The 14,221-nt window shown below is 39.2% G+C and carries 15 protein-coding genes and 1 tRNA gene; 8 read left to right on the top strand and 8 right to left on the bottom strand.

Annotated elements, in window-relative coordinates; all coding sequences use genetic code 11:
- Window positions 1-60: 60 nt before the first annotated feature.
- Together LI241_RS02625 and LI241_RS02620 are read right to left on the bottom strand one after the other, a co-directional pair.
- Window positions 61-137: transfer RNA gene (locus LI241_RS02625), tRNA-Arg, on the bottom strand.
- A 253-nt stretch (window positions 138-390) separates the two neighbouring features.
- A complete protein-coding gene (locus LI241_RS02620; RefSeq protein WP_008690669.1) occupies window positions 391-1,239 on the bottom strand; it encodes a MurR/RpiR family transcriptional regulator in 849 nt (282 codons plus the stop codon).
- Window positions 1,240-1,486: 247 nt separating this feature from the next.
- Here LI241_RS02620 and LI241_RS02615 point away from each other — a divergent pair, with 247 nt between their 5' ends.
- From LI241_RS02615 to LI241_RS02600, 4 genes are read left to right on the top strand one after another with little or no spacing between them, the layout of a single operon-like run.
- On the top strand, window positions 1,487-2,785 hold the full coding sequence (locus LI241_RS02615) for a PTS sugar transporter subunit IIC (RefSeq protein ID WP_008690670.1): 1,299 nt from the start codon (window positions 1,487-1,489) through the stop codon (window positions 2,783-2,785).
- Complete coding sequence (locus LI241_RS02610; RefSeq protein WP_008690671.1) at window positions 2,786-3,082, top strand: PTS sugar transporter subunit IIB; 297 nt, start codon at window positions 2,786-2,788, stop codon at window positions 3,080-3,082.
- Between the two features lies 1 nt (window position 3,083).
- Window positions 3,084-3,407 (top strand): PTS lactose/cellobiose transporter subunit IIA, encoded by a 324-nt coding sequence (locus tag LI241_RS02605; RefSeq protein ID WP_008690673.1) that lies wholly within the window; start codon window positions 3,084-3,086, stop codon window positions 3,405-3,407.
- A gap of 4 nt (window positions 3,408-3,411) precedes the next feature.
- Window positions 3,412-4,581: a PLP-dependent aspartate aminotransferase family protein gene (locus LI241_RS02600; RefSeq protein ID WP_008690675.1), complete on the top strand. Its 1,170-nt coding sequence runs from the start codon at window positions 3,412-3,414 to the stop codon at window positions 4,579-4,581.
- Window positions 4,582-4,651: 70 nt separating this feature from the next.
- On the opposite strand, the gene LI241_RS02595 is transcribed toward LI241_RS02600, so the two are convergent.
- Window positions 4,652-5,272: a DUF4230 domain-containing protein gene (locus LI241_RS02595; protein WP_008690678.1), complete on the bottom strand. Its 621-nt coding sequence runs from the start codon at window positions 5,270-5,272 to the stop codon at window positions 4,652-4,654.
- 375 nt (window positions 5,273-5,647) lie between these two features.
- On the opposite strand from LI241_RS02595, the gene LI241_RS02590 reads away from it, so the two are divergent.
- Complete coding sequence (locus LI241_RS02590; protein WP_008690680.1) at window positions 5,648-6,223, top strand: DUF308 domain-containing protein; 576 nt, start codon at window positions 5,648-5,650, stop codon at window positions 6,221-6,223.
- A gap of 139 nt (window positions 6,224-6,362) precedes the next feature.
- On the opposite strand, the gene LI241_RS02585 is transcribed toward LI241_RS02590, so the two are convergent.
- Window positions 6,363-7,238, bottom strand: a complete 876-nt coding sequence (locus LI241_RS02585) for a collagen-like protein (RefSeq protein ID WP_008690681.1) — start codon at window positions 7,236-7,238, stop codon at window positions 6,363-6,365.
- Between the two features lie 445 nt (window positions 7,239-7,683).
- Here LI241_RS02585 and LI241_RS02580 point away from each other — a divergent pair, with 445 nt between their 5' ends.
- The 3 genes from LI241_RS02580 to LI241_RS02570 all read left to right on the top strand — a co-directional run bounded on the left by LI241_RS02580 (window position 7,684) and on the right by LI241_RS02570 (window position 9,195).
- A complete protein-coding gene (locus LI241_RS02580; RefSeq protein WP_226896796.1) occupies window positions 7,684-8,061 on the top strand; it encodes an NAD-dependent epimerase/dehydratase family protein in 378 nt (125 codons plus the stop codon).
- 131 nt (window positions 8,062-8,192) lie between these two features.
- Complete coding sequence (locus LI241_RS02575; RefSeq protein WP_226896764.1) at window positions 8,193-8,498, top strand: hypothetical protein; 306 nt, start codon at window positions 8,193-8,195, stop codon at window positions 8,496-8,498.
- A gap of 238 nt (window positions 8,499-8,736) precedes the next feature.
- Complete coding sequence (locus LI241_RS02570) at window positions 8,737-9,195, top strand: hypothetical protein (protein WP_008690683.1); 459 nt, start codon at window positions 8,737-8,739, stop codon at window positions 9,193-9,195.
- Window positions 9,196-9,407: 212 nt separating this feature from the next.
- Here LI241_RS02570 and asrC read toward each other — a convergent pair whose 3' ends face one another.
- The 4 genes from asrC to LI241_RS15885 all read right to left on the bottom strand — a co-directional run bounded on the left by asrC (window position 9,408) and on the right by LI241_RS15885 (window position 14,142).
- The gene (gene asrC, locus LI241_RS02565; protein WP_008690684.1) at window positions 9,408-10,412 is read right to left on the bottom strand and encodes a sulfite reductase subunit C; all 1,005 of its coding nucleotides are present in this window, start codon (window positions 10,410-10,412) and stop codon (window positions 9,408-9,410) included.
- Between the two features lie 15 nt (window positions 10,413-10,427).
- On the bottom strand, window positions 10,428-11,228 hold the full coding sequence (asrB, locus tag LI241_RS02560) for an anaerobic sulfite reductase subunit AsrB (protein WP_008690685.1): 801 nt from the start codon (window positions 11,226-11,228) through the stop codon (window positions 10,428-10,430).
- Window positions 11,221-12,267 (bottom strand): anaerobic sulfite reductase subunit AsrA, encoded by a 1,047-nt coding sequence (gene asrA / locus LI241_RS02555; RefSeq protein ID WP_008690686.1) that lies wholly within the window; start codon window positions 12,265-12,267, stop codon window positions 11,221-11,223. The genes asrB and asrA overlap by 8 nt, the downstream gene beginning before the upstream one ends.
- A gap of 318 nt (window positions 12,268-12,585) precedes the next feature.
- Window positions 12,586-14,142: a collagen-like protein gene (locus tag LI241_RS15885; RefSeq protein ID WP_008690688.1), complete on the bottom strand. Its 1,557-nt coding sequence runs from the start codon at window positions 14,140-14,142 to the stop codon at window positions 12,586-12,588.
- Window positions 14,143-14,221: the final 79 nt, after the last annotated feature.

Below are 14,221 nucleotides of genomic sequence, written 5' to 3'. Positions count from 1 at the left end.
AGCCGCAGAAATAAGAAAAGCCGAAAACCCTGATAAATCAAAGGTTTTCGGCGTGTTTGCTGGCGTCCCTGGCGGGATTCGAACCCACGGCCTTTCGCTTAGGAGGCGAACGCTCTATCCTGCTGAGCTACAGAGACATCTATTCAATTAAAAATGGTAACACTCACTTTTCATCGTAAGGCAACTGGTAGAGCACAACCTTAGGAGAGTGGCGTGATATCCATTCCACCAAGAGGGCTTTTTTAAAAACAAAACATACTTTCGTGCTAAATCGCAGTTAATATTATAGCATATTCTTTTGCATTTTAAACCTTATCTGATGGATTTTTAAGCAATTATGTGAGAAAGATTTGATTCATCACCGTTTCCATATAATTAAAAAGATAGCTGTTACAAGTGTAGATATTTTTGACGAGAGTGATATAAATGCTCTTTGTTTTTTTCATAATTTGATTTATAAATACAAGAATAGATGACATTTAAAACATATTCGATTGCAAGCTGTGAGGAAAAGGAATAGGTCGCTATTTGAATATCTTCCTCATTTGGCAGCATGATCAATGTATCACACAATTGGGCTAAAGGGCTTGTTGTGTTAGAGGTAATGGCAATGGTTTTCACACCACCTTGTTTTAAGATACGTGCTTCATTGATAACTTCAGCCGTTCTGCCACTGTAAGAGATCAACAAAGCCACATCTTCACTGGTAGCATGGGTGCATAAATATGCTTGATCGGGCTGGAGATATGAAATTTTAACAAACATGTTGATCTTCAGCATTTTATTTTGAAAATCGATGATACGGACAAAACTGTCGCTGACCCCGATAGCTAAAATATTACGTGCTTGTAAAAGTTGCTGCACCACTTGATGTAAAATATCCATATCTAAAGTAGCTTGTGTTGAGGCGATGGTATCTTTTGTCAGCAAAGCGATTTTTTGAGCAATGCCGGCAGCAGAATCGCCTTCTGAAAAGGGAGAATTGACATCTACATGAGTATCTCTGTTCATATATGATAACAGATCTTTAGAATAACGAATCTTAAACTCCCGAAAGCCTTTAAAGCCTAGTTTTTTGCATAAGCGAATGATAGTAGTGGTAGAAGTAAAGGTATTTGCTGCAAGCTGTTGTATCGGCATATCCAAAATGGATTCACCATTCTCTACGATGTAGTCTGCTACATCTTTTTCAACACTGGAGAAACTATCTTTTTTTCTTAATTCCTCATATAAATTCATAGGGACCCTCCGCTTTCATTCATAATATGTATAAGTATCGTGATCGTTTTCATATTATACCATGAATGTTGGTATTATAGCAGAATGTATTGTAGGTTGCGTAACAAAATTACGCATTTAAAACGAATCCTATAAGAAAAAAAGTAACAAATTTACAGAAACTGTCATCCCTATTTACAATTCGTGATATCCATTGTATAAATTAGGCAGTTGGAAGCGCTTAACAACTCATATGGAGGTAAATTATATGATTTTGAAATGGGTAGAAGGATGGCTGACCCCTAAAGTAGCTGTCATTACAAATACACGATATTTTCAAGCTTTCCGAAGTGCTTTCTTTGCGCTGATGCCGTTAACGATTATTGGTACGGTGTTTATGTTGATAACTGACTTTCCGATTCCGGGTTATGCAGAATTCATGAATGGTATCTTTGGCGAAAACTGGGCGGATTTTATTTCTCCGGCATATCGTGCAACCTTTAATTTGATGGGGTTATTATTAGCCGGTACTTTATCTTACAAATTATCTGAAAGTTATAAACTTGATAAATTGACGGTCACCGTGTTGGGATTGGTATCTTATGTTGTCGTATCACCGAAAACATTAACCTTAGAATCCGGTGAAGTTGCGACAAGAATCTTGCAATTTGACTGGTTAGGTACAAAAGGTATTCTGACTGCTATTATCACATCGTTTATCACGGTGGAAATCTTTCGTTTCTGTATCAAAAAGAATGCGACCATCAAAATGCCGGATAGTGTGCCAACCATGGTAATCAATGCGTTTACTGCATTAATTCCAGGTGTATTGATTGTTTCTGTCATGTTGATCATCAATGGTATTTGTATGGTTATTTCAGGTTCCTTACCGGAAGCTATCTTCAGTTTGATTCAGCTGCCATTGCAGGTCATCATCTCACAGCCATGGGCCATGGTAATCGTAGCCTTGTTAAATGGTTTATTGTGGTGGGCAGGTATTCATCCTACCGTTATCAATTCTTTGATTTATCCTTTATTGTATGCCAATGCTGCAAGCAATCAAGTATTGGCAGATGCCGGAAATCTGACAAGTGCAACCGGAAGTTATGGAACGGTGCAAATGCTAGATCAATTTTTGACAATTGGTGGTGCCGGTATGATGATCGGTTTAACGATTTCAATGTTAATTGCCGCACGCAGTAAACGTATGAAGGCGGTAAGTAAAGTAGCCTTTGTACCATCCTTATTCAATATTTCAGAACCGGTTACCTTTGCCACACCAACCGTATTTAGCCCCCTCATGTTGATTCCGATGATTCTTACACCGGTCTTATCTTGTCTGATTGTCTATCTAGCTATGAATATCGGATTTATGCCATTATTTACTAATGTGCAGGCACCATGGGCAACACCATTCTTATTCAGTGGTTTCTTAGTTTGCGGATGGCAAGGTGCAGTTGTACAGATCGTTATCGTTGCATTGACTGTATTGATTTACATGCCATTTACCAAAGCGTTAGATCATCAGTTTATAAAAGAAGAAGCAGAGAAAAAGGAGTTGGCATAAATGAAAAAAATCGTCTTATTATGTTCTCAGGGAGCATCTACAAGCATCTTAGTAAAAGCTATGGAAAAGGCGGCTGCCCAGATGGAATATGCATGTGATATTCATGCTTATTCCATCAATGAATTAAATCAAGTAAAAGATAGTGCAGATATTATCTTGTTAGGACCGCAGATTCGTTTCCAGGAAGCAAAGGTTAAGCAAGAGGCGAGCTGTAAGGTCATGACCATTGATATGGCAATGTATGGCATGATGGATGGCAAAGGTGTGCTGGAAGTTGTGAAAAAGGAGATTGGCTAATATGGAAGGAATAGAAGCCGTCTGTTTTCAAATCATCAGTTTTGCCGGAAGTGCGAAAAGTTGTTATATGGAAGCCATAGGAGCTGCAGAGCAAGATGATTACGATAAAGCCAAAGCCTTGATGGCAGAAGGGGATTCTTGTTTTCATGAGGGACATCGTATTCATGCGCAGCTCATTACCAAAGAAGCCAATCAGGAAAAACTTGATATTCGCTTGCTTTTGATTCATGCGGAAGATCAGATGATGGCAGCAGAAACCGTGCAGATTTTAGCTGAAAAATTTATTCATCTGCATGAACGCATGCATCGTATCGAAGGGGCGTAAGAGTATGGAATATATAGAAAATATATGTAATGAAGTAGAAAAGCGTCAGCGTCAATATCATGCAATGGCTCCAGAAATTGTGATGACTTCTTCTTTCTTCTTTGAAGACTTTGAAGATTTTGCCTATGGCTGCAGCAATGAATTTGATTCTTATGTATATACCAGAGGCACAAATCCAACAGTAGGATTGTTGGAAGAAAAACTGGCAGTCTTGGAACATGGGGAACGTTGTAAAGTATTCGCATCGGGAATGGGCGCCATTTCAGCAGCTATTATCACATTGCTCAAAGCCCAAGATCATGTGTTGCTTGTTAATACGGTGTATGGGGCAACCGTGTCATTGGTACGCTATTTTGAAAAGTATGGCGTAAGTTGTGAGGTTGTGAATACAACGGATGTAGATGAGATTATAAAGCGTGTACAAGAACATACCCGCATGATTTACTTTGAAAGTCCATCCAGTCAAAAATTTGAAATGATTGATTTACAGAAATTAGCTGCTTTTGCAAAAGCTAAAGAAATTGTCACCGTAATTGATAATACATGGGCATCACCGCTTTATCAGCATCCCTTAGATCATGGCATTGATGTGGTGATTCATTCATGTTCAAAATATGTTGGCGGACATTCAGATATTGTCTGCGGGGCGATTATCAGCCGGAAAGAAATCATTTCGCAAATTGAAGAAAAAGGATATTTATATCTGGGGGCAACATGCAGTCCGATGAATGCTTTCTTAGCCCTGCGTGGTTTACGTACATTGCCTGTGCGTATGCGCAATGTGCATGAAACAATACAAAAGGTAATTGATGCTTTACGCGAGGATAAGCGCATTGAGAAAATTCATCATCCATATTGCGGAGATGCGAAACAAAAAGCGTTAGCGGATAAATATTTAACCGGATATGGAAGTTTATTTGCAATCGATTTAGCAGATGATGATTTAGAAAAATTAAAGACATTCGTAAATACGTTGCAGGTATTTACATTAGGTGTGAGTTGGGGTGGTTTTGAAAGTTTGGCACTGCCGGTATATAAAGGGAAAAATCAAGAGGATATAGTAAAACGTGGCTTAAAATTAACACACGTTCGCATGTATGCCGGATTAGAACATCCCGATACGTTGATACAAGATATTAAACAAGCTTTAGATGTTGCATATGGTACAGTGTAATAGAAAAAAGGAGTCAATAAGATGTGTCATCTTGTCGGCTCCTTTTTAGCAATCGATAGGAAAGCGCGTTTTATTTTTTAAAGGTAACTTCAATGGTATAATCATCTTTAATTTCCGGAATCATTTGTAAGAACTTACGAATTGTGGATTGGGCCTTGGTTGCAGCCTCACTCAATAAGCCATTTTCAATAGCCTCATCTTCAACACGCTCTTTTTGTTTGGCAGCAAAGGTTTTATAATCGTTGATACTGATGGGGTTGAAAATATTTTTGGTTTCATCATAGACTTCAATACTTTTTTCATCTAAAACATTATTGAGAATGCGAACTTCGGGAAGTGATACAAGAATTTTCTTACCTTTCATATTTACTTCCATAGCGCTCATATCAACACCGGCCTGTATTCTACCTGCGTACGTTAATAAAAAGCTTTTCTTAGTAAGTGGAATGCTCCAGCCATTCAGTTTTAATGAATTCTCGAATTTTCCTACTTTCGTATAATTATAATCTAAAACAGCAAGTTCATTGACCTCTTGCAGTTGTTGGGCAAGCGCGGTTGACGATATTTCAGGCTCACTGTTACGATCGGCAAATTTCATTCCCGCAAAGAAGATCAATGCGATGATGAGCATTAAAAAAAGAATACTCGTGATGGTTTTTTTCGTATTGCGAATATTTTCCCCTAATTTCATAGTTGTCCTCCTCATCAAATTTGTAAGCAAATTATACCATATATCATATAACTACTTATGAAGTATTTCTTACAATTCACAAGTTGTCAAAATCTTTTCCTTAGATTTAAACAAAATTATATATATCCAAAAAGAAAACATTTTTAGCTAAATGATGTAATTTATCTTCTGTATTGATCTTATTGTTCTTTTGGGAAATACGAAAGAAAAAGAAACGCAACAGTAATTGATAAATAGCCCTCCTCTTTAACCGATGGCTTTTTTTGCGTTAATTTTATCTGATGATCTTATAAGCAGATAACTGCTTAAAACACTTTCTCATTCATGAAGTTCGTGGTAAAATAAAAAGATATAAAGCATAAGGAGGAATCACATATGAAGGTGCCACAGCTGATTACTGAATCTTATCTCAGTAAATGGAAAACAAATAGTTTTTTGTCAGCGATGCTATGGGCTGCCATGGGATTAGTGTTGATCGTTATACGTGATCAGGTGCATTATTCGACCTGTTATCTGTTAGGACTTATCCTGTTAATACAGGGGATACCGCATTTATTTCTCTTCATCATAGAAGAAGAAAAGCATATCTTTTCGATATCTTCTTTAATAAACGGGATTCTGATAAGTTTTTTAGGAATTTGGGCATTGACCTTACCGCAAGAAGTGGAACAGGATATTCCCAATGTTATAGCCTTTGTGACCTTATTACATGGCATAAAAGATATTGCTTTATCGAAACGCATTCGTTATTTAGAAAAACGAAGTGGCAATATTGCCATGGGAATCAGTATCTTTACTATTTTTTGTTCCTTATTAATTTTATTTTTGCCTTTAGAGGAAACTGGAATTGTTTCGATATGGTCCGGCTCTTTGTTAATTCTGGATGGCATCAGTGATTTCTGGATGTGGAGTGTGTTGACAACAAAAAGTAATGAACATAGAGGTATTTAAAGCTGTTTAAACTGGATAGTTGTATGAAAAGGGAAATGCAATCCCTTTTTCTTATGAAGAAAAAGATTACGTATGTTCTACGCAATCTAATGAAAAGTATTGGCTGATGCAGATGGCACTAGATGAAAAGGGAAAAATTTTATGTGATATCCCTTAATTTAATAATCGACAATGTTAAAGTACCCTCGGTAGCTCTTGCATTGGTGTTAAACGTAAGGAAGAAATCACTTACAGAAGTCATACGTATGATAAAGGTGTTAGAGCCATAGGCACTTGTATTATCAGCGGCATTCATAAAATAAATGGCCGTTTCAATATGGGGAGCACCATTATAGTATGGTGTTATCTGCATATAGCCTTGTGGATTTAACAGGGCAGATACGTGATAGGATATGACATAATAACCGGGTTCTATCACAAGATTCGTATCGGAAATTTGGCGAATCTGACCAGTGTCATCTTCCGTAAGTGTGCCAAAAGGGATGCGTGTGGCATTGGTGAAGCTGGCAGCAAAAGTGATGAAGCTGGCAAAAGCAATTTCAGGCAGTATACCCGGCAAGCCTTGTGGAATGCCAAATTCTAAGGCGATGCCATCTGGCGTTATGCTGGAAGTAACACTTGCTAAAGAGCCAGGTGCTAAAGTTGTCGTACCAATCACTTCAACTTGAGGCAAAGGCCCTGTCGCGCCTGTTTCTCCTGTAGGTCCGCTAGCTCCGGTGTTTCCAATAGGTCCGGTAGCACCGATAGGTCCAGTAGCTCCCGTGTTTCCAATAGGACCGGTTGCACCGGTAGGCCCAGTAGCTCCGGTGTTTCCAATAGGACCGGTTGCACCGGTAGGCCCAGTAGCTCCCGTATTTCCGATAGGACCGGTAGGCCCAGTAGCTCCGGTGTTTCCAATGGGTCCTGTTGCACCGGTAGGCCCAGTCGCACCGGTTGGCCCTGTAGGGGGGATTATATCATCACAACAGCAAGGACACGGCGGATAACATTCACAATTCCAATTTGTGTATTTCATACATTACCTCCATTCTTGACATTTTATGAGCATTATATATATTAGTTACGGCTATTATGCAGGAGTGTAAAATAAGGCATTTCATATAAGGATATTTGTGCTTAAGATTATCATATTTTTTCAGACACATGCTGATAATGGCAAGGTATATTTGAAAGATTTTAGATGTGAGCATAGGCTGTGTATTTACCACCATATGTTTATAAGCTACTTCCTTTTTCACCTGTTTTAACGGTATTGTTGTTTTGATGATTCCACATAAAATAGGATAGATAAAACATCCTGAATGTAAAAAAATGTAAGCATCTTGAACATGAAGGAAGATATGGGTTTCTCGTAATAGTGCACTATTCATTGCGTAATAGCAATTTAGATGGCATAATGATATGGAAATACACGGCTTAAAAAGCTATCGATTGGGAGGGTTGCATGAAAAAAAGTACTTATAACTGGTGGAACAGTATTTGTAAGCAGATATATTGCAGAGTATTATGTTAAGAAACATTATGATGTATATGTATTAAATCGTAATAGCAAAAAGCAATCAAAAGGGGTAAACCTGATCCAAGCAGACAGACATAATTTAGGAAATCTTCTTCGGGATTTTCATTTTGATGTTGTGATTGATACAGCATATACTTCTGATGATGTTGAAAAGCTATTAGCTGCATTAGACAGTTATGAAGATTATATTTTAATCAGCTCAAGTGTTGTATATCCGGAAAATCTTTCACAGCCTTTTAAAGAAGATTCTCCAGTAGGGCTTAATAATTATTGGGGAACTACGGAACTGATAAAATTGAAGAAGCAGCGGCTTTGTTGAAATGAAATCCAAATGCCTATATCCTTAGACCACCTTATTTATATGGGCAAATGCACAATGTATATAGAGAAGCTTTTGTATTTGAATGTGCGTTGGCAGATAGGAAGTTTTATTTACCAAAAGATGGGGAAATGAAGTTACAGTTTTTTCATTTTCATGATCTATGCAGATTTATAGATATACTTTTGAAACAAAAACCGGCTCAACATATTTTTAATGTAGGGAATAAAGATACTATATCAATTCGAGAATGGGTTGCCCTTTGTTATCATGTTGTTGAAAAACAAGCCGCATATGAATATGTGTATGGGGATATAGAACAAAGAAACTATTTTTGTATCTATGATTATGAATATTATCTGGATGTTTCTGAACAATATAAGCTTATGCATGATGTAAAACCGATATCTGTAGGATTAAGAGAGGCACTTGATTGATATAAAGGAAATATAGAAAAAGTGAATAAAAAGCCTTATTTAGATTATATAGATAAGAATATACGATAAATAAGTCCCATCTGCTGAACGAAAAAATCAGAACTTATGGAGGGGTTCAAGTAAAACCAATATATAATGATTTGTTTGTATAACGATGAGGAAATGAGCAAGATTTAAGAAATGATGAAAGATACATGACCATTTGTAAAAGAACTTTATTGGATAGGAGGAATTACCAATGCTAGATTTTTTCGAAGCATTAACAAGTAAGAGTAAAAACACAGCATTACCTGACGAGTTTAATTATTTTGGAAAACTTATCGGAAGTTGGGCAATACATTATATTGAGGGTGATAATATTGCAATGAAAGGTAAATGGTATTTCTCATGGGTTCTTGAAGGGATGGCTATGCAAGATGTTATCGTTCTGCCCGATTATGAATACGGGACATCGTTGCGTATCTATAATCCCGACACCCATGCATGGGATGTAGCTTATGGTTATACTGGAAAAATCATACGACTTGAGGCTAAAAAACAAGATGATATGATAATACTTACCTTTGTCAATGATGATAACAGAAAGTGGGTTTTTACAAATATAGAGGACAATCGTTTTCATTGGGAAAACATTACAGTAAAAGATGATGGGGAATGGTATATTCATGCTGAAATATATGCTGAACGTATCATGTAATCACAGTTCACAATGTGAAAAATTCCTGTTTTAAGGTAAGAAAAAAAGCATACAAAGACTTGAAGAAACAAGTGATGAATATTGCCGATCTGCATCTTTTCTGCATTTGAATTATGAATGAACAAAAAAATATTGTTTATAGGTTTTTCTATAATCGTAAAAAAGAGGCCGTTTTCATGCCTCTTTTATAATATTTCCCCTCCAAGCAATCTTTACTTTACCGGTTTTACATGTATTCTGCCGCGATATTCTGTTTCGGCAAAATAGACATTTTCCGCAATGCGCGCTTCCGGATTTAACGTAACATTTTTAAGCATCATTTCTTTGAATTTTTCATAACCTGCCATATCCAATAGATGACCGCCATGCAGATAACGTGGCTGACCTTTTAAGACATCCGCAGAGAACGCTTGCCAGTTTTTAATGATAGCAAGCACAGCTTCTTCACTTAAGAAGTCCGCAAATGTTTTTCCCATCCTTGGATATTGTTTCCCCGTTCTGCCGCCAATCAAAATACGATAGAATGGCTTTGGACTTCTGCGCATGGCATTGGTAGGACAAACTAAAGTACATTCGCCACAGCCAACACAACAACAAGCATCCTTTTCAATGCGGTTGTTTACCATGCTCAAAACTCTGGTCGCATGAGATTCACAGGCTTTGACACAACTGCCACAGCCGATACATAAATCAGGATCATAGATAGGTTTAGTTAAGCCGACAATCCCAAAGTCATTAAAATGTCCCTTAGCACAATCATTTGGACAACCGGCAACCGCTACTTTAATATGATAGTGGCTAGGGAAGACTTCCTTTTCAATTTTCTTGGCGATTTCCTGAGTGTTAATATTTGCTTTAATACAATGAATACCACCAATACACGCCATGATGTTTCGTGCGCCGATCGTCGGATATCCGGCAGAAGTATCCATGTCCACTCCACATTGTGCCACCTCGATATCTTCTAAATAATCCTTTAATTCTTTATTTACTTTATCAATATTTTCATATTTAATGCCGGGAATCGCAAAGCATTGACGAGATCCGAAATGGAAGGTGCCATCCCCATAAGTTGTCGCAAGATGCTGCACAAAGCCTAAATATTTAGCCTCGATAAGACCGGCAGGCACACGCATTTGTAGCATATATTCACCTTTTACTTTTGATTGACGGAAACAGTTGGTACGCAAGGCACCAATATTCATATCTTTAGCCATTATAACGTTACCTCCTTAATCCATCAATGTCTTCGCCTTGGTATAAGGGAAGACAGGACCTTCCAGGCAGACATAAGTTTCATTAATCTTGCAGTGACCGCATTTACCTAAAGCGCAGGACATTTTACGTTCAAAGGATACATAGATATGCTCTTCTTGAACACCATATTTCATACATTCCTGAGCTGTAAATTTCATCATGACGGGCGGGCCGACAATGATGACGGCATAATCTTCATCCCATTCCTGAAAAGGTATATCTTTTACATAATTCATCGCAAAGCCTTCTTTAAATCCCTCTTTTTGCCCATTATCTAAAGTTAAGGTCGTATGAAAATGGGGTGCATTGACAAAGGCTTTTAAATCATTTTCAAATAAAGTGTGAGAAGGATCACGAAATCCGGCAATGGCATATACATCCTTACAATCCTGTGGATGATGAAGGAAGTGTTTTAGCGTACTGCGGACAGGAGCAACACCGGTTCCACCGGCAATTACCACAACATGTTTATTTTTGAATGTTTCTAATGGAAAGCCATTGCCATAAGGACCGCGAATATATAAATCATCCCCAGGTGCTAAATCGAAGATGACGTTCGTTAATTTTCCTACGCGTCGAATGGTAAATTCTACCGTGGAATCGGTAAAACTACTTACGGAAATAGGCGCTTCGCCAATCTTTGGCAAGGAGATTTCAAAGAATTGTCCATGTCGTATGGAGGTGTTTGGGAATTCTACTACAAATGTAGATTCTAAATCCGTTTCTTCTATGATATCTAAAATACGATGTTTTTCAGGTAACCATGGGTTATTCATCTGCCTTTGCCTCCTTTCTTGCTTCTACTTCCTCATACAAGCGATTAAGGATATGCGTAAATGAAATATATTCCGGACAGATATCATCACAGCGACCGCAGCCGACACACATCTGATAATCGGTTTTAAAGCGTTTCTGAAAGTCATAGACCTTATGCAATGTCTTAAACCGCATACGATCTTGATAATCGTCACGGAAAGCATGACCGCCGTTTACTGTGGTGAATCCATCATTCATACAGCCGGTCCAGGTACGTCTACGCTCACCGCTTTTCCCATTTTCCGTGTAGGTTGTATCAATGGTATTGAAGCAGGAACAGGTGATGCATACGGAATTACATGCACCACAACCAATACAACGTGTCTGATAATCCTTCCACATATCGAAAGCATAGATGTCCGCTACCATGTCTTCCGTAATCTTTGGAACATGAATAACGGTTTCATTCTTTTTTACAAATTCCGGCTGATAGGTTGTTTTCGGATATGTGTTAAAAAGAGATGTAAATTGATCACTCTTACATTCTACCAAGACACGTCCTTCTTCTTCATAAGGACGTATAGCTAAATCATAATCATCTGTTTTATTTGTGCCCATGCTGCAGCAAGCACAAGATTCCCAGCCTTCTTCCGGACATTCCATTAAGATAAAATGAACCTTATCACGCATGCGCTTATAATAAGGATCTACTTCATTGCCATTTTCTAAGAATATCTTATCCAGACGTTTTATACCGTGAATATCACAAGATCGGGCAAAAATCAGCAGATCTTTATCAAAAATTTGACTTTCCATAAAGCCATATTCCGTGAAATGAAATAATGTCTGATTAATTGGATAGAAGACTTCCTTTGGCGAATATTGACTGCGCTCATTCCATTCAATTTCTTCAAGACTACGGATTTCTTTATACCGAATGATATCTGTATTGCAATATCTTCCGGCATTTTTTAAACGTTTCGGTGCATAAATCTTATAATGCAGCCTGAGTGCATCAAATACATGATTCATCTCTTCGTATGTCAATTCATACGACATGGTAACTACCTCCTTCATCCTTGTACATAAGAGTCATTGTAGGATATTCATCTTTGACTTCCATTATGTATGTCATAACTGATTTCATTGTAAACCCTTAAAAAATTTTTTTGAATAGGAGGAACAGTTTTTCAAAAATTCTAATAGATACATAAAATTTTCTTATCGTTAGCATCAAACGTTATTAAAGTGAAAAAGATGAGGAAGATTGAGAAGTGGGAAAGATTGAGAATAGCGAATTTGAGATCAGTGAGGAAATAGTAAATGACAAAAGCCACCATTCACGGTGGCTTATGAAATACATATGGGGATGGTATATTATTTCGTAATTATTTCTGCTTTGCATGCGGAAATGAAAGTAGGATTATCACAAGTATTACCTACAAGAACGATAATGCCAAATTCATTCTTTAATACCATACCGTTTCCTACTGTCCGACCACCGGCATTAATAGATACACCAGTGGTGCCTATTGGCAAATACATACGGGTTGCTTCTTCACAATCAAAGTCACAACCTGTTGGTATTGGTGTTGGTACAGACAGATATGTGATAGCATTGTTGTAAGATGCACTGGTAAGTCTGATTGATGCAATATGGCAGATGGAAATGGCTTCGGATGGTTTTCCTTGTGAATTGACCAATTGTAAAATACCACTTTGAGGGTTGTTGTTAGGAGAAGGCAGTAAAGAACCAAGACGGCCGCTTGCATTATTGCCACTTTCCATACTGACAATGACGTTTTCATTTGGATAAAGAGCAATCAGCTGTTCGAGTAAGTGTTTCATCTGGCTTACACATGCACAAGAAGCACTGACAGCAACGACACCGGTAGCACCTGTAGCTCCGGTAGCACCGGTTACACCGGTTGCGCCGGTTGCACCTGTTGGACCTTGTGGCCCGGTAGGTCCGGTGATACCATCAGCACCATCTGTACCGGTAGCACCGCGCGGTATGACAAAGTCTAAGATATGATTAGGACCACCTGAATCTGTGACAGATGCCGGTATACCAGGTTCTGCAGTCGTTGTGCTTCTAACTGTCAACGTGTCAGCAGCACCAGTAGCACCAGTAGCACCGGTAGGTCCAGTAGGTCCGGTAGGCCCTGTTGGTCCAGTTGCCCCGGTTGCGCCGGTTGCACCGGTTACCCCAGTAATACCAATGCCAGTTGCCCCGGTAGCTCCCGTAGCACCGGTTACTCCGGTTGGCCCTGTAGGCCCAATCGTACCTGTAACGCCCGTAGCACCGGTAGGCCCCGTAGCGCCATTTGCCCCGGTATTTCCCGTAGGCCCTTGTAAACCAGTAGCGCCAGTGGCTCCTGTAATGCCGGTAGGACCGGTTGCTCCCGTAATACCTGTTGCGCCATTTGCTCCGGTAGGTCCGGTATTTCCGGTAGGTCCGGTAGCTCCCGCAGGTCCGGTAGCTCCCGTGATTCCTGCGAAACCTTGAAGTCCGGTAGCACCTGTTGGACCTTGTGGTCCAGTAGGTCCAGTTGCACCATTTGCTCCGGTAGGCCCAGTAGCTCCTGTAATACCAGATGCGCCGGTTGTTCCTGTTGCACCTGTTGGTCCTTGCAGACCGGTAGGTCCGGTAGCACCATTCGCGCCGGTAGCTCCCGTCGCACCTGTTGGCCCGGTAGGCCCGGTAGCTCCTACACCAGGTCCGGTAGCACCAGTTGCTCCGGTAGGCCCTGTAGGCCCAGTGGCACCACGGAATCCTCTAGGACCTCTTGGCCCAATACATGCACATCCACAAGTATTCACAGGAGTAATGCAAGGCTCGCATGAGCGACTTAGCGGACAATCGTTTCGTCCCTGAAAAGGTTCTTCTTCATAATCGTAATCATCTTGTTCAAACGTATCTTCATATTCCATTTTATCACCTCGCCGCATGGATTTTGAATATCCGTCGTATCCTATGCGCTTACTTGCAAAATGGCATAAGCAAGTGCCT

The organism is Longicatena sp. 210702-DFI.1.196, from assembly GCF_020563125.1.
Classification (GTDB): domain Bacteria; phylum Bacillota_I; class Bacilli_A; order Erysipelotrichales; family Erysipelotrichaceae; genus Longicatena; species Longicatena caecimuris.
The sequence above is the reverse complement of the archived record's forward strand: the minus strand, read 5'-3'. Positions and strand labels throughout refer to the sequence as shown.